This window comes from Geobacter sp. AOG2 (genome assembly GCF_019972295.1).
GTDB lineage: Bacteria > Desulfobacterota > Desulfuromonadia > Geobacterales > Pseudopelobacteraceae > Oryzomonas.
Genome location: NZ_BLJA01000001.1, coordinates 2,339,875 through 2,355,851 on the forward strand (window position 1 = coordinate 2,339,875; position 15,977 = coordinate 2,355,851).

General features: G+C 55.2%; 14 protein-coding genes. All 14 read left to right on the forward strand.

All coding sequences use genetic code 11. The features are described from left to right. The first annotated feature begins 79 nt into the window (after positions 1–79). The 14 genes from LDN12_RS10605 to LDN12_RS10670 all read left to right on the forward strand — a co-directional run bounded on the left by LDN12_RS10605 (position 80) and on the right by LDN12_RS10670 (position 15,976). Positions 80–2,773: a 2-oxoglutarate dehydrogenase E1 component gene (locus LDN12_RS10605; protein WP_223922645.1), complete on the forward strand. Its 2,694-nt coding sequence runs from the start codon at positions 80–82 to the stop codon at positions 2,771–2,773. A 49-nt stretch (positions 2,774–2,822) separates the two neighbouring features. After that, on the forward strand, positions 2,823–3,962 hold the full coding sequence (locus tag LDN12_RS10610) for a hypothetical protein (protein WP_223922646.1): 1,140 nt from the start codon (positions 2,823–2,825) through the stop codon (positions 3,960–3,962). Positions 3,963–4,442: 480 nt separating this feature from the next. Then, positions 4,443–4,916 (forward strand): cytochrome P460 family protein, encoded by a 474-nt coding sequence (locus tag LDN12_RS10615; protein ID WP_223922647.1) that lies wholly within the window; start codon positions 4,443–4,445, stop codon positions 4,914–4,916. 42 nt (positions 4,917–4,958) lie between these two features. Beyond that, positions 4,959–6,170, forward strand: a complete 1,212-nt coding sequence (locus LDN12_RS10620; protein ID WP_223922648.1) for a hybrid sensor histidine kinase/response regulator — start codon at positions 4,959–4,961, stop codon at positions 6,168–6,170. A 15-nt stretch (positions 6,171–6,185) separates the two neighbouring features. Continuing rightward, positions 6,186–6,581, forward strand: coding sequence for a response regulator (locus tag LDN12_RS10625; RefSeq protein WP_223922649.1), 396 nt, complete (start codon positions 6,186–6,188; stop codon positions 6,579–6,581). Positions 6,582–6,616: 35 nt separating this feature from the next. Beyond that, on the forward strand, positions 6,617–8,473 hold the full coding sequence (locus LDN12_RS10630; protein WP_223922650.1) for a methyl-accepting chemotaxis protein: 1,857 nt from the start codon (positions 6,617–6,619) through the stop codon (positions 8,471–8,473). 61 nt (positions 8,474–8,534) lie between these two features. Continuing rightward, on the forward strand, positions 8,535–8,909 hold the full coding sequence (locus tag LDN12_RS10635; protein WP_223922651.1) for an STAS domain-containing protein: 375 nt from the start codon (positions 8,535–8,537) through the stop codon (positions 8,907–8,909). Further along, positions 8,897–9,262 (forward strand): response regulator, encoded by a 366-nt coding sequence (locus LDN12_RS10640; protein ID WP_223922652.1) that lies wholly within the window; start codon positions 8,897–8,899, stop codon positions 9,260–9,262. Before LDN12_RS10635 ends, LDN12_RS10640 begins: the two co-directional genes overlap by 13 nt. Before the next feature lie 45 nt (positions 9,263–9,307). After that, a complete protein-coding gene (locus LDN12_RS10645; RefSeq protein ID WP_223922653.1) occupies positions 9,308–11,416 on the forward strand; it encodes a chemotaxis protein CheA in 2,109 nt (702 codons plus the stop codon). A gap of 121 nt (positions 11,417–11,537) precedes the next feature. Beyond that, positions 11,538–13,205, forward strand: a complete 1,668-nt coding sequence (locus LDN12_RS10650) for a methyl-accepting chemotaxis protein (protein WP_223922654.1) — start codon at positions 11,538–11,540, stop codon at positions 13,203–13,205. A gap of 10 nt (positions 13,206–13,215) precedes the next feature. Next, positions 13,216–13,698, forward strand: coding sequence for a chemotaxis protein CheW (locus tag LDN12_RS10655; protein ID WP_223922655.1), 483 nt, complete (start codon positions 13,216–13,218; stop codon positions 13,696–13,698). A 124-nt stretch (positions 13,699–13,822) separates the two neighbouring features. Further along, complete coding sequence (locus LDN12_RS10660) at positions 13,823–14,575, forward strand: response regulator (RefSeq protein WP_223922656.1); 753 nt, start codon at positions 13,823–13,825, stop codon at positions 14,573–14,575. Positions 14,576–14,624: 49 nt separating this feature from the next. Further along, positions 14,625–15,494: a protein-glutamate O-methyltransferase CheR gene (locus LDN12_RS10665; RefSeq protein ID WP_223922657.1), complete on the forward strand. Its 870-nt coding sequence runs from the start codon at positions 14,625–14,627 to the stop codon at positions 15,492–15,494. Continuing rightward, positions 15,491–15,976 carry a chemotaxis protein CheD gene (locus tag LDN12_RS10670; RefSeq protein WP_223922658.1) on the forward strand — a complete coding sequence of 162 codons (486 nt, stop codon included), beginning with the start codon at positions 15,491–15,493 and terminating at the stop codon, positions 15,974–15,976. The genes LDN12_RS10665 and LDN12_RS10670 overlap by 4 nt, the downstream gene beginning before the upstream one ends. Position 15,977 lies beyond the last annotated feature (1 nt).

The following is a 15,977-nucleotide window of genomic DNA, read 5'->3' on the forward strand; positions in this document are numbered from 1 at the left end:
GAATTTCTGATCTGACGGCGGGATTTTTTTGTGGTACGCTTGCCTGAACTACTTACCCAGATCATGCTACGAGGAATACATGGCAAAAGAGTTCATCTCCAACCTGTCCGGACCTTGGCTCGAATCCCTTTATGTAACCTGGCAACAGGACAGCACCTCAGTGCCGGAGGAGTGGCAGCGCTTTTTCAGCGGTTTCGAACTCGGCAGACAGGACGATGCCGTTCCCGGCTCGAGCGCAATGGATGAGTCCTTGGCCCTGAAACAGTCCGGCGTTCAATCGCTCATCTACCGGTATCGAAATATCGGCCACCTGCTGGCCTGTACCGACCCTCTCTCCCCCTGCCTGCTGGAGCATCCCCTGCTAATGCTTTCCGAGTTCGGCCTGGGGGAAGACGACCTGGAGACGGTCTTCAGCGCACGCCGATTCATTAAGCAGAGTGCATCCCTGCGCGAGATCGTCGAAACCCTTCGGGAAACCTATTGCCGGGAAATCGGCGTCGAGTTCATGCACATCCAGGAACCGGCCGAGCGGCAATGGCTGATCAACCGCATGGAGCCACACCGCAACAAGCCGGAACTGCCTCGCGAGGAGCAGCTCCATATCCTGAAAAAACTCCACGAAGCGGCGCTGTTCGAGTCGTTCCTCCAACGACGCTTTCCCGGCCAGAAACGTTTTTCCCTCGAAGGCGGCGAGGTACTGATCCCGGTATTGGATACCATCAGGCAGGCCTGTCCGTCCGCCGGCATCAGCGACATGATACTGGGCATGGCGCACCGCGGCAGGCTAAACGTATTGGCCCATATTTTCGGAAAACCTTACGAGAACATCTTCGCCGAATTTCGCGACACCCTGGAATTCGGCTTCGAGGGTGATGGTGACGTAAAATACCACAAGGGATACTCGGCAGAGATCGACGTGTCCGGCACCAGGCTGCACCTGACGCTCTGTCCCAATCCAAGCCACCTGGAAGCGGTCAACCCTGTGGTGGAGGGCAAGAGCCGCGCCCGGCAGGACCGATACGGTGCTGATGGGACACAGCGGGTGCTGCCGCTGCTAATCCACGGCGACGCAGCCTTTGCGGGACAGGGCAGCATCATGGAAGTGCTCAATATGTCCCAACTTGAGGGGTATGGGACCGGCGGTACCGTCCACGTAGTGCTCAACAATCAGATCGGCTTCACCACCCTCCCCAAGGACGCCCGCTCGACCCGGTATGCCACGGATGTGGCCAAGATGTTGGCCTGCCCAATCTTTCACGTGCAGGGCGAAGCCCCGGAGTCCGCCGTCCACGCCACCCGACTGGCCATGGAATACCGGCAGACATTCGGCCGCGACGTGGTGATCGAACTGATCTGCTATCGCCGCCATGGCCATAACGAAGGGGATGAACCGGCCTTCACCCAACCGCTCATGTACCGCCAGATCACAACCCGTCCCCCGGTTAATAGGATCTACGCCGATACGCTGGCAGAGGCAGGGGTGGACGCGACGGAATTGGCAGGCATTGAACAGGGAATAGCGAGCCGCCTCGATAAAGCTCTAGAGACTGAACCGCAAGCGATGAAAATCGGTTTTCATCAACAGTGGAGCGACATCGGCCGCGAGTATCGCCCTTTCGACGACGAAACCGGCGTTCCGGCGGAAAAACTCTTGAGCCTTGCCCGCACCCTGGTGGAACTGCCGACCGGCTTCACCCCCCACGCCAAGATCCTGACTTTGATCAAAAAACGCCTTGAAGCGGTAGTAAATGGAAGCGGCCTGGACTGGGGCAATGCCGAAACACTGGCGTATGCCACGCTGCTTGACGAGGGCATACCGGTGCGCCTCTCGGGCCAGGATTCACGGCGCGGAACCTTCAACCACCGCCATTGCGTATTGCACGACGTCACCACCGGCGCCTCTCATACGCCTTTGATGGCGACGGCACGGGAGGGGGCGACATTCCAGGCCTGGGACAGCCTCCTGTCGGAGTTTGGCGTGCTCGGCTTCGAGTACGGTTACTCCCTGGAGACTCCCAACGGCCTGAACATCTGGGAGGCCCAGTTCGGTGATTTCGCCAATGGCGCCCAGGTCATTATAGACCAGTTCATCACCAGCGGAGAAACCAAGTGGAACCGGGCCAGTGGGCTGGTCATGCTGCTTCCCCACGGTTACGAAGGCCAGGGAGCCGAGCACTCCAGCGCGCGCATCGAGCGTTACCTGCAACAGTGCGCCCGGGAAAACATGGTGGTGGTCACCCCCTCCACGCCGGCCCAAATGTTCCACTTGCTGCGCCGCCAGCTCAAACAACCCTTCCGAAAACCCTTGATCGTCTTTACGCCCAAAAGCCTGCTGCGTCACCCGACTTGCGTCTCCTCCCTCGACGATTTGACATACGGGCACTTCAGGGAGGTGATAATGAATAGCACCGATACCAACGGCGTCACTCGGGTGCTTCTCTGCAGCGGCAAGATCTATTATGAACTGACCGAGGAATGCGAACGACAGGGGCGCAGCAACACCGCCATCATCAGGATCGAGCAGGTCTACCCGCTCCGCAGGGACCTGCTCGAGGAGATAGTCGGGGCGTTCCCGGCGGGAGTACGATTTACCTGGGTTCAGGAAGAACCGGAGAACATGGGGGCGTGGCCCTATCTGCGCCGTCATCTGACCGAACTGATGGAATCCATACGGTATGTTGGCCGCCCGGAAGATAGCTGCCCCGCCGTCGGCTCCCACAGAATTCATGCCGACGAGCAAAGCGCCATCATCCGCGCTGCATTCGAAGACTGAGCGCAACCACTCACAGCACACATCACCAGATCAATTATTCAGGGATTTTATGCCAGATTTGCTATTCATATCCGATAACCCCAAACTGGAACAGGTCAAGGCCCTGCTTCAGCCGATGCTCAAACTTGAAATTGTCGCGACGGCAGACTACGAACGCGCCCTGAAGGACATCTCCGGCCATCTTCCCCCCGTCATCTGTATCCAGGATCGGTTGGCAGGGACAGAGGCCGGGGAGATTGCCGGACGGGTCCGGGCAATACCGGCAAGCAAGGAGCCCTTGTTTGTCCTTCTGCATGAGGGTGACAGCACCAACGTGCCGCCCGAACAGCCCTTTGGACATGTCATTGACCTGAACCAACCCGTGGAACAGATTGCCGAGATCATCCTCCACGTAGTTCTCCGGCCAGCCTTCCAGCTCCACTGGAACGAGATTTACATCCCTCATGGTTGGAACGAAATAGTAACGACTGTCCCCGGTCAGAAAGAGCCAGAGCCTGCCGAAGCAAACGCAACGCCACCCAAAGTCCAGATCCCGGCCGAGCTGTTGAAGGCGTTCGAACACAACTACCACTCCCGGCACCGCAACAGATGGATAAAATATGCTGCCGTCTCGCTGACGGCATGTCTGGCCGTTTTAGGCTGGTACGCAACCTCCGCCAGATACGAGCGAAGCGGCAGCGTCCCCCCAACAGCCCTGCCGCGCCCAGTGGTGCCGGTGCCGGTAGCCGCCCCGGCCCCGCAGTCCAAGAGAAGCATCCCCCCAACACCGGTACCTTCGGCGGCTGCTGTTGTCCAGAAGGCACCCTCGGCCGCGCACAAGCCCATCGCCAACAAAACAACGATTGCGAGGCTGCCGTCGTTTATCCCGGAAAGGGGTCGGGACAGCGCCTATTCCCGCCAGAAACCAGGTTGGGAGCGTTATACCAATACAAACTACGAGTTCCGCATCCTCAGGTCAGGCAGCCGCATCAAGGCTATCCAAGTACTGGCTGCCACACAACATGCCATCAGCGAGGCCTTTGTGAAATCTGTCCTTAATGAGCTTACCGGGAGCAGCACCTACCGGGAAACCTCACAGACGGAAGAGCAGGGATTTCTGATCAAGCGAGGCAGCGCAAGGGCCGGCGTAACCATTCTAATTTACACTCAAAAGTCCCGAATTAGGGCCTTTGTGATCTCTATCAGTTGATTGCATAAGACAGTAATAGGGGAAGACTGCGAGTGTGAACAAGGTACCAAATTTCTTGATGGAGGGCGGTACTGGCGCGGTATCGACACAGAGTTCCCCCTGGAACTTGTGGCGGCAAAACAACGCCTGACACAGATGGTGACACACATGTGTAGCACGCCGCACCACTTTTGTGTGCTATTGACTCCTCCGCTCTCCATCCCGAATGCTTCACATGCCCTTTAGCACAAAAAATGTTTATGCAGTTCGCCCAATCCCAGTGCATGCACGATTAAGACCATCGCTCAGACATCTGTATGGCATGTTCTTTGGATGGTATCCTGTAACTGCGCGGCTTCTGCGACATGGTCCTGCAGGATGGGTATCACGAACACGGGGACGCCTCTTGCCGAATCAATTGCGGACACGTTTCAGCATGTACTAAATGCATTAATTATGCTAAATTATGTTACACTAATACCATTCAGGAGCCATAAATCTATGAACCGAATCGTAGCGATCACACTCATGCTCGTCATTTCTCTGCCGGCTGCCTTGGGGGCTGCTTCCTCCCCTTCCCTGCCCAAGTCATACCATTCCTGGCAAAAAAGCGCCCGCAAAGTCGTCACCGACAAGAGCTCCCTGTTCTACGGGATCCACTACATTTACGCTGACAAAAAGGCCATGAATGGCTATAGGGCCGGCAACAGGTTTGCCGAGGGGAGTTCGATCATCATCGAGCATTTCAATATCAAGGAAGGCTCCGGCTCTCCTGCCGAGGGCTCCAAAAACATGATCGTGCTGATGCGTAAGGACAAACGCATGAAAACGACCGGTGGCTGGCTATTCGCCGGATACGGCGCCGACGGTGCCCCAAGCGGGCTTGACCCTGTGAGCACCTGCTTCGGCTGCCACCAAAAGGACGCCGCCCAAAGGGATTATGTCATCTCCACCATAAGTGATTTCAAAAAGTAACCAGGCAACAATCCTACATAAAGATTAATTCATCGGGCAAATATGATTTCATCACCAGAACAGTTTGATCGCCGCCTCCCCCATATCCTCGTCATTGACGACGAAGAGGAAATCTTGCGTCTGATTTCTTTTAGCCTCGAAAAATTCGGGTTCAGGGCCAGTACCGTCAAAAACACTGCCGGAGCCCAACGGTTGTTGGAAGGTGACGAATTCGATGCCGTTCTTACCGATGTGATGATGCCTGACGGAGACGGCATCACCTTCCTTGCGGACGTTCACCGGTGCCGACCGGGGCTACCTATCATCATCATGACCGGTTTCGCCCAGTTCCAGGTGGCTGTCGACGCCATCAAGAACGGCGCGTTCGACTTTATCTCCAAGCCTTTTGACCTGCTCCACCTGCGTAATGTCGTCACCAAGGCCGTCAATTACTCGAAACTGCTTCGCATGGAAGTGAATTACCGTGCCGAACTCGAAGCGGCGGTCGCTGCCCGGACTGCGGAATTAAAGAACGCTCTGGCGGAACTGGAAAAAACTCGAACGGCCTTTTTCAGGGCAACAAACGAGAAAAGCGAATTCATGGCGACCATCACCCACGAAATGCGCACCCCCATGAATGGCGTGATCGGTGCCCTCGATCTTCTTGCGGATACGGAGCCTGTAGGTTCTCAGAAGGAATACCTTCAAATGGCCCGCCACTCTGCCGAGAAAATGCTGGAGCTTATCGACAGGGTCCTCTCGTTCGGGAATGGATTCGGCAAAACGGCGGCTGTCAAACGAGAACATCTTGATCTACCGGCAACAATGGAACGACTGATTCAGGAACACCGCGAGCAGTTTACCGAGAAAAAACTCCGCCTTGAGGTCACCCTGGCACCGGATGTACCGCAAACAATCATCTGTGATGGCGAACAACTATGCCGACTGCTGGGCATCTTGCTGGAGAATGCCCTCAAATTTACCGAGACCGGATGGGTGCGTTTTGAGGTTGCCGTTGCCCCCCCTGATGATTCTTGCGTATGCTTCACCGTGCGCGATAGCGGTATCGGTATTCCCGATTCCATGTTAAAACGGATTTTTGAGCCCTTCGTACAAGTGGACAGCTCTTTAACGCGGCGCTTCGGTGGAGCGGGACTCGGCCTAAGTATTGCAAAGCAAATTGCGATCCTTCTGGGTGGACATCTATGGGCCGAAAACTCTCCCGGTGCCGGGTGCAGTTTCCATTTTTGCTTAAAACAGATATTTTGTACGTGATTAAAGGAGCCCCTTGTGAAATGCCTTATTGTTGAAGACGACTTCATTTCCCGCCGGATCCTTAAAGAGATGTTGTCACAACATTTCGACTGTGACATCGCCATTAACGGAGAAGAAGCAATAACATCCTTCCGACTGGCGCATGAAGGCAAACACCCTTACGATTTGATCTGCATGGACATCATGATGCCGGGAGTCAACGGTCAGGAAGCGCTGAGACGTATCCGGGAACTGGAGCGGTCACTCGATATCCCCCCCCATCTGGAAGCCAAGGTGATCATGACCACGGCGCTGGATGATCCCAAAACTGTCGTGCAGGCGTTCTACCAAGGCGGCGCAACGTCGTACATCGTCAAACCGGTCAGCAAGCAAAAACTGATGAACGAGTTGCGGGCACTCAGCCTGTTATAAAATCCCTCCGTCCCATCACAAGAAGGAAAAATTCGATGGTATCTGCTGCGCCGCACATCTCCATAACCAGAACAGGATCGAACGACGAATCGGCGATTACCGGATGGTGCGCCGACATGCTGCCTTCAATCGATGCGCTTAGAAAGCTGGCAGGCACGACTGAAGACGAATTCCTGCGGATCGGCGCCCGGATGCAGGACTTTTACCAGCGTTCGCAGGAAATCACGTCAATGGCCAACCAGTTGATTGACGCCGTCTCCGGCCCCCAGACCCGAATGGTAATCGAGCGCTTACGCCAGATAATGGGAGACATGGAGGCCTATCTTTCGAGTACTCGCTCACAGAGTCGTGAAAATTGCGACATGCTGGAACGCATTCTGGAACTTCTCTCCCGCCTGTCGGAGCCTCTTGAGGGCTTTCAGAAGATGTACAAGATTTTGCGGATGCTGAGTACCTCCACCAAGATAGAGAGTTCCCGACTGGGCGAGCTGGGGTCCGGGTTCCAGACCCTGGCAATGGATGTGGAAAGACTCTCCCATATGGTTAACGAGAAATCGGCCAGCATACTGGGCGAGCGGCAGATGCTGTTCAGCATGATCAGCGAGAATCTGCAAACCGTCCGTAGCAGTGAGGCATCTCAGGACGCCGAGTTGAGCACGACGCTTGCAGGCACTTCCCGCACCCTGGAAGAACTGATCTCCGTCAACGATCGCTGCACCAATTTCGCGGCACTGATTTCATCCATCTCCTGCGAGGTGTCCGGCAATATAAGCGAAGTGGTTTCCTCCCTGCAGATGCATGACATGACCCGCCAGCAGGTTGAACATATCGTGGAAGCTCTGGAAGGCCTTACCTCCAGGTTACAGGCTCTTGGCACCACGGTCCGGGATGACGCGGATCACCGCAAACTGATCATAGAAACCGGCGACGTGTGCGAACTACAGTCGGCTCAACTCCGTCATGCCGCATCCGAGCTTTGCGGAGCGGTTCGCTCCATCGTCGAAAACCTTCGCGATGTGGCAGGCAAACAGACCCGAATGACATCAGAAACCCTGAATACGGCCGGCATCGCCGATTCCGCCACCGGCGGCTCGTTTGTGGGGGCTATCAGAAACGGCATGACGGCGGTAACCGCGGTATTGGCCAAATGTGCCCTTTCCGATCAGGAAATGTCCACCACCTTGAAGAAGGTTGCCGATACGATGCAGGAAGTAACCGGATTTGTAACAGACATTGAGGATATCGGTTCGGAGATCGACCTGATCGCCCTCAACTCCCAGGTCAAAGCCGTCCATACCGGCCGTGAGGGCGCAGCCCTGGGGGTGCTTGCTGAGGCGATCAAACGGCTTTCGGTTGACGCTGTGACCCAGACCGAGGCCGTTTCGGAAGCCTTGCAGCAGATCAACCATGTCACAGGACGCCTCTTCAGCGAGGCGACTCAGGAACGGGAACACTTGGGAACAAAGGTTGCCAGCATTGAAGAGGAGACCAAACAGATCCTGGGAGCGCTCGGCTCCATGAACAGCGATCTGGTTTCCTTGCTTGCCGGCCTCGATCTCAAGGTTAAGGGCCTGACTGATGAAATTGAAAAAGCCACTGGAAGCATGGATGTTCATGAACGGGTCTCAAACATTACCGAAGAAGTCATGGCCTGCCTCGACAGGATCGTCGGGGAAGCGCGGGAGTTCGAGCCGGCCAGCACGGAATTCAAGGACAATCTGCGCCATATGGAAGAGCGCTATACCATGCAGAGCGAACGCCACATCCACGAAGCCATTGCCCGCAAACGCGGCACACCCACCGGCAATGCGGAACCTGAAACCATCGCATCCAAAGAGTCGCCAAGTGGGAGCACTGATTCGGAATTCGGCGACAATGTAGACCTCTTCTAGTTGAACGACTGCCCCTGTCGTCACGACAGGAATCCTACAAAAACAAGCGGAGGAATGCGGCATGGAAGGACAACAAACAGATAACCCGAAAGAACCGTCAGATGCTTCGGCGGTCACAGTGGCCGTCAGCGGGGCATTGACCATCGAGCGAAGCGGAGAATTTCGCCAAACCCTTATCGATGCTCTCTCCGGGGCGCAGCGGGTTGTTCTGAACATCGAGCAATTGCACGACATCGACATACCGGCCTTACAACTTATTTGTTCCGCATGCAAGACGGCAGCAGCCGCAAACAAGATATTGACCTTTGCGGGTTCTCCACCCGATTGCCTGATGGCCCTGAAAAACGGGATCGGAATATGCCAAAATAGCCCGTGCAGTCAAAATGGAAACGCATCCTGCATTTTGTTTGGAGGTACAAAATCATGGCAAAACTGATAATGACGGCCGACGATTCGGCCAGTGTCCGGCAGATGGTCAGCTTTACCCTCAAGCAGAACGGTTATGACGTCCTTGAAGCGGTAGATGGTAAGGATGCCCTGTCCAAACTTTCTGCGCAAAAGGTTGATATGCTCATCACTGACCTGAACATGCCGAACATTGACGGATTGGGTTTGATCAGGGGCGTTCGGGCCGGGACGCTCAACAAGTTCATCCCGATCATCATGTTGACTACCGAATCGCAGGATGGAAAAAAAGCGGAAGGCAAGGCCGCCGGGGCAACCGGCTGGATCGTGAAGCCCTTCAAACCCGAGCAGCTCATTGCCGTCATCAAGAAGGTTCTCGGGTAACCGCGCTGCCATGATACACACCCTATCCGTGCGAGGTCCTTCATCATGATCGAACAACATATAGTCACCTACCGGGAAGAGGCCAATGAACTGTTGACGGAATTGGAAACGTCGCTTCTCGAACTGGAAGAAAATCCCACCGATGAAGAACTGATCAGCAGGGTGTTCCGCGCCATGCACACCATCAAGGGCTCGGGCGCTATGTTCGGTTTCGACGAAATCGCCGGGTTTACCCACGAGGTGGAAACGGTCTTCGACTTGGTGCGTAATGGTAAAATGACCGTTTCGAAGCTGCTTCTGGATCTCACCCTGCGCGCCCGTGACCACATCAAATGCCTGCTGGACGTATCGGTTTCCGGAGAAGAGATCGATCATGCCGCCGGCGAATCGATTATTGCCGGACTTAAGCAACTTGTCCCGACATCCTCGGACGAAAATGTCCAACAGGCCGTCCAGAATATTTCTACCCCGGCCACCGAGTCTGAGGCGCTGAAAACCTGGCGCATCCGTTTCAAGCCGTTCCCGGAAATCTTTATGTCCGGCGCCAATCCACTGGGACTTATCAACGAACTGAAGGAATTGGGGGCCTGCCATGTGGTGGCGCACACCGCCAATATTCCTCCGCTCGATGAAATCAACCCGGAACTGTGTTACCTCTATTGGGATATCGTCATGACCACCACGCGGGATATTGACGCCATAAAGGATGTATTTATCTTTATTGAAGATGATTGTGAGTTGAAGATAGATCTTATAGATGACGGTGCCGCCGCCGATACGGATCAGGATTATAAGAAGCTGGGAGACATCCTGGTGGAACGCGGCGATCTGAGCCCGATTGAAATGCAAAAGATTCTCGGCCTGCAGAAGCGCTTCGGAGAACTGGCGGTTGCCGCCGGGGCGCTGACACCCGACAAGGTCCAGTCGGCACTCGTGGAGCAGCAGCACGTCAAAAACCTGCGCCAGGAACGGGCCAGCCAAGAGTCGGCCTCCAGTATCCGCGTGCCTGCCGAGAAGCTTGATCTGCTGGTCAACCTAGTGGGCGAACTGGTCACGGTCCAGGCACATCTCAGCCAGACCGCGGCGCTTCAGGGCAATGCCGATTTTGCCTCCATTGCCGAAGAGGTTGAGCGCCTGACCAACGATCTTCGCGACACTGCCCTCAATATCCGCATGCTCCCCATCGGCACCACCTTCAGCAAATTCAAGCGTCTGGTGCGCGACCTTTCCCAGGAGTTGGGCAAGGAGATCGAGATGGAAACCGAAGGGGCGGAAACCGAACTGGACAAGACTGTTATCGAGCGGCTCAATGACCCCATGGTGCACCTGATCCGCAACAGTATCGACCACGGTATCGAAACACCCGAGGTGCGTATGGCGGCGGGCAAGCCGGTCCAGGGGACCGTGCATCTGGGCGCGGTGCACTCGGGGGATAGCGTGCTCATCACCATCCGCGACGACGGTGCCGGACTCAACAAGGATGCCATCCGTGCCAAAGCGGTCGAACGGGGCCTGATACCGGCCAACGCCGAGTTGACGGAGAAGGAGATCTATAACCTGATCTTTGCGCCCGGTTTCTCCACAGCTGCCAAGGTGACCAACGTCTCTGGCCGCGGCGTGGGCATGGATGTGGTTAAAAAGGCTATCGAAGCGCTTCGCGGCAGTATCGATATCAACAGTGCACAGGGGACGGGAAGCACCATTACGCTCAAGATCCCCCTGACCTTGGCTATCATCGAAAGCCTGCTGGTGCGCATCGGCCAGAGTTATTTCGTCATGCCGCTCTCATCGGTCGAGGAATGCGTAGAACTCACCCGAGACAACATCAAGGAGTCCCACGGCCGCAACCTGGCCAACGTACGCGGCGACATTGTCCCCTACATCCCACTGCGGGACCGGTTTTGCATCACCGACAACCGGCCCGACATCGAGCAGATCGTCATAACGAATATTCACGGCACCAAGGTTGGGTTCGTCGTGGACAGTGTCATCGGCGAACACCAGACGGTCATCAAATCCTTGGGGAGACTGTACCGGGACGTCAAGGGGATTTCCGGCGCCACGATCCTGGGAGACGGCACCGTGGCCTTGATCCTCGATATGGGACTCCTGTTGCAATCGGTCGAAGCCCTTGAACAGGAGGGGCGGGCCTGAAGTCCGGACTTCACCCCAGAAGGTATTCCCAAATATAACAACCGAGTACCCCAAAACCTTTCACACCGGAGCGCTCGCATTTAAATGATATGGTACACAATACCACCAGGAGGAAACAGGTATGCAATGGCTTGAGAATCTGAAGATCGGCAAACGGTTGGTTCTGGGATTTGGCCTAATTCTGGCTTTTTTTGCGGTAACGGTGACTACTTCGATCATAAAGCTCAAGCAAATCGAACATGAATCGAAGCAAGTTGCTGTGGAATCCATCCCATCGCTGATAGCGGCTTATGAGATGGATGTTGCCGTAGTCGAACTATCCGATGCATTGACCGATGTTGCAGCCACCCATCGACCTGATGGATTCAAGGAAGCCGAAAAGGCCGCAAAAAAGTTTAAAGAGCAACTTTCCGTTTTTCATGAAATGTTCAAAAAAGAAAATGATTCAAAAGGCGTCAAGGAGGTTGAAGACCTTGGTGCGGCATTCGACCGCTATAATGAAACCGGCACACGGATGGCCAATATCTACTTGAGCCAGGGATTGGAGGCGGGTAACAAGATAATGGTTGAGTATGACCATACTCGGGAAACCCTGACCACCTTGGTCGAGGCGTTTCAGAAAAGCCAGATTAATGAAGCCAAAGAGAACTCACTTGATACGGTTAAAGAGGTGGGTAATCTGATTTCGATCACATTCATCTTGGGCATATTGGCGGTGTTCTTTGCCATTGTCACATCGCGCCTTATCACAAAGGGCATCGTCACACCTCTCAACGAGGCGGTGGCCGTTGCTAACTCGCTGGCTGCAGGCGATCTGACCGTAAATGTAGAGATCAAGAGCACTGACGAAACCGGTCAGATGATGGAAGCGATCAGGAACATGGTGGACAAGCTCAAACATGTGGTGGGCGACGTGATTTCGGCGGCCGACAACGTGGCCGCGGGCAGCCAGGAACTCTCCGCCACGGCCCAGCAACTCTCCCAGGGGGCCACCGAACAGGCGGCCAGCGCCGAGGAGATATCCTCCTCCATGGAGGAAATGACCTCCAGCATCAAGCAGAATGCCGACAACTCCACCCAGACCGAGAAGATCGCCATCAAGAGCGCCACCGACGCCAAAGAGGGCGGCAAGGCTGTGACCGAAACCGTGGGCGCCATGAAGGAAATCGCCACCAAAATCTCCATCATCGAGGAGATCGCACGCCAGACCAACCTACTGGCGCTGAACGCCGCAATTGAAGCTGCCAGGGCCGGAGAGCACGGCAAAGGATTTGCCGTGGTCGCTTCGGAGGTGCGGAAACTGGCCGAACGGAGCCAAGCTGCGGCCGGAGAGATCAGCGAGCTGTCCACCCGTAGCGTGCAGGTGGCTGAAACCGCCGGCGATATGCTACAGAAGATGCTGCCCGACATCCAGAAAACCGCCGAACTGGTGCAGGAGATTAGTGCATCCAGCAAAGAACAGGACACAGGGGCCGAGCAAATCAACAAGGCAATCCAGCAACTGGACAGCGTCATCCAGCAGAACGCCTCTGCCAGTGAGGAGATGGCCTCCACTTCTGAAGAGCTCTCCGGTCAGGCCGAGCAGCTCAAGGACTCCATCAGCTTCTTCCGCATCGACACCAACCTGGTGCGTGGTTCACAAAGCTCCCGCCCCACCCGCAAAACCGCCCAGGTAGCCCATATCGTCCGGAATGCCTCCGTTCCGGCTGTCCGCAAGAGTAGCGGGATCAGCCTTGACATGGGAAGCCACGGGCCGGACCACCTTGACGACGAATTCGAGAAGTTCTAGAGGGGGCGATATGAGTGCAACGGGCATTACCGCAACGGTCCAATACCTCACCTTCAAGCTCGACGAAGAAGTCTTTGCGCTCGATGTGGCTACGGTGCGGGAAATCCTTGAATACACCGGCATTACCAAGGTACCTCAAACCCCCGATTTCATGCGGGGTGTTATCAACCTGCGCGGTAGCGTGGTACCGGTCATCGACCTGCGCCTCAAGTTCGGCATGTCGACCACGCTGCAAACGGTCAACACCTGTATTGTTGTGGTCGAGGTAGATCTGGAAGACGAGACCCTCGTTCTGGGCCTTCTGGCCGACTCGGTGCAGGAGGTTATCGAGATGGAGCCGGAGCAGATCGAGGCGGCACCACACATCGGCACGCGCCTGAACACCGCTTTTATCAAGGGCATGGGAAAATATGACAACCGATTCGTCATGATTCTCGATATTGATAATGTCTTTACCGGCGAAGAGTTGCACAAGGTCCAGGACTCTGGGTAGCCGAGGTATCCGGCCCCTCGATTTCATCTATGACGAGGCATCGACGACCATGCAGCACGAAGCAATAAAATATCAGGTATGGAGTTGTCCCAAGCATCCTCAATTGGCACCTTCGGGCGACAAAATGCCGCGGATTCTCCTGGCCGAAGACAACACCATCGACCAGGTTAACATTCGCAGACTTCTTGAAAAGGAAAAGCTGGAGGTCTGCTGTGTCGACAATGGGCGCGATGCCGTGGATGAAGCCCGGAGCGGAGGATATAGCCTTATTTTGATGGATATCCTCATGCCGGAAATCGACGGTTTTGTGGCGACCCTCAAGATCCGTGAGGAAGAACAAACTGAGGGTACCGGGGTGCCTATCATTGCGCTGACCGCATACTCACTTAAAGCAATCCAGGATAAATGCCGTAACGTCGGCATGAATGGTTATCTTTCAAAACCGATGTCGGCCAGGGACTTGAGGACTGTCTGCGGCCTGTTTTGTGTCCTCCCTCCTCAGGAAACGGCAGAGCTTGAAACAGGCAAACGGCTGCCTATCCTCGACGAAGAAGAGGCGTTGGAAAGCCTGGGAGGGGTTCGCCCTCTCTATCACGAACTTATCGATTTGTTTATCAGCCAGGCCCCCCATTTGATTAGTCAACTTGTTGCTCTTGTCCAGTCCGGCGATACCGATCTAACTAAAAAATACCTCCGCAGGTTGATGGTCTCTGCCGACACCATAGGCGCCAAGCGTCTTGCACACCTGTGCGGCCACATTCAGTCAAGCCTTGATGGCGGCAATCTGGACGACTGTGCACAATGGGCCGCTCAACTGCCTCACGAGCTTGACCTTCTTATGGACAACATTTTTCTACTCGACAGGGACGGCATATGATAACGCAACCCATTCAGATTATTTTCCTTGCCTCCACCGGGACCGCTCCATGAATCAACGTGCCGATTCCACCCATATGCCCGGCATCCCTGCAGTACTCAAGGACAAGGAATTTGTCAGGTTCAGCAGTTTTATCTACGATCAGGTCGGCATCAAGATGCCGGCTGCCAAGAAGACCATGTTGGAGGCCCGACTACAGAAACGGCTTAAAGCGCTTGGCCTCCGCACGTTCGAGGAGTACGCGGAGTATGTTTTCAGTGGCGCTGAGAAAAGCGATGAGCTGATTCATCTGATCGACGTGGTAACGACCAACAAAACCGATTTCTTCCGTGAGCCCGCCCATTTTGACTATTTGCTGAAATCTGCGATACCTGCGTTAATAGAGGATCGGGAAGCAGGCTATAAATCGCCGTTCAAGATATGGAGCGCGGGGTGTTCCACCGGTGAGGAACCTTACACCCTGACCATGGTTATCTCAGAACTTATGGAAGCCTATCCCGGATTCCGGGCATCCATCCTGGCGACGGATATTTCGACAGCGGTACTGGAAAAGGCAAAAAACGCCATCTATGCCGAAGATCGTGTGGATACCATTCCTTTACAGATGAAGAGAAAATACCTGTTGCGAAGCCGTGACAGGTGCAAAGGGCTGGTTCGGGTTGTTCCCCAACTCCGCTCCATGGTCCAGTTCAGGCGTCTTAATTTCATGGAGGATTTTGGGTTACAGGAGCAGATGGACGTCATCTTCTGCCGCAATGTCATCATCTATTTCGACAAATCCACCCAGGATCGGTTGTTGAACAAATTCTACCGGCAACTTGTCCCGGGCGGTTATCTATTTCTCGGTCATTCCGAAACTCTGAGCGGCCTGAATGTGCCCTTGACGCCGGTGGCCTCTACCGTGTACCGGAAGTTATGAGAAACCTGTTTGACCCCCACGCCAGCAATGTGTTTCTGAAGCCCGGAGAGGTCTTCGTTGCAAAACGCCCTGCCCTTGTCTCCACGGTGCTAGGTTCCTGTGTTTCGGTTGTTTTACATGTGCCCCGGACCGGCATGGGGGCCATCTGCCATGCCATGCTCCCTAGTGGAGCAAAGGACGATGACTTTCGGTATGTAGACAAGGCCGTCTCTTACCTGTATGACCGCCTGACCTCTATGTGCGGAGGGCCAAGCGGCATCGAAGCCAAACTCTTCGGGGGAGCGGATATGCTCAACTCCGGCGTCCGCAACGAAGATGTCTCTTCGGTCGGACGTCAGAATGTCGAAGCCGCCTTGCAGGTGCTCGACACACTCGGCCTCAAGGTGTCCGCGGCTGACACCAGGGGCAGCCAAGGCAGAAAACTGTTTTTCTATTCCCAAAGCGGCGAGGTTTTTGTACGTCAGGTACGGAAATCGTTCTGAT

Coding starts and splice junctions, on each gene's coding strand:
- LDN12_RS10665 (WP_223922657.1), top strand. CDS start 14,625: ATGAATCAACGTGCCGATTCCACCCATATGCCCGGCATCCCTGCAGTA.
- LDN12_RS10650 (WP_223922654.1), top strand. CDS start 11,538: ATGCAATGGCTTGAGAATCTGAAGATCGGCAAACGGTTGGTTCTGGGA.
- LDN12_RS10655 (WP_223922655.1), top strand. CDS start 13,216: ATGAGTGCAACGGGCATTACCGCAACGGTCCAATACCTCACCTTCAAG.
- LDN12_RS10615 (WP_223922647.1), top strand. CDS start 4,443: ATGAACCGAATCGTAGCGATCACACTCATGCTCGTCATTTCTCTGCCG.
- LDN12_RS10635 (WP_223922651.1), top strand. CDS start 8,535: ATGGAAGGACAACAAACAGATAACCCGAAAGAACCGTCAGATGCTTCG.
- LDN12_RS10630 (WP_223922650.1), top strand. CDS start 6,617: ATGGTATCTGCTGCGCCGCACATCTCCATAACCAGAACAGGATCGAAC.
- LDN12_RS10670 (WP_223922658.1), top strand. CDS start 15,491: ATGAGAAACCTGTTTGACCCCCACGCCAGCAATGTGTTTCTGAAGCCC.
- LDN12_RS10645 (WP_223922653.1), top strand. CDS start 9,308: ATGATCGAACAACATATAGTCACCTACCGGGAAGAGGCCAATGAACTG.
- LDN12_RS10605 (WP_223922645.1), top strand. CDS start 80: ATGGCAAAAGAGTTCATCTCCAACCTGTCCGGACCTTGGCTCGAATCC.
- LDN12_RS10660 (WP_223922656.1), top strand. CDS start 13,823: ATGCCGCGGATTCTCCTGGCCGAAGACAACACCATCGACCAGGTTAAC.
- LDN12_RS10610 (WP_223922646.1), top strand. CDS start 2,823: ATGCCAGATTTGCTATTCATATCCGATAACCCCAAACTGGAACAGGTC.
- LDN12_RS10620 (WP_223922648.1), top strand. CDS start 4,959: ATGATTTCATCACCAGAACAGTTTGATCGCCGCCTCCCCCATATCCTC.
- LDN12_RS10640 (WP_223922652.1), top strand. CDS start 8,897: ATGGCAAAACTGATAATGACGGCCGACGATTCGGCCAGTGTCCGGCAG.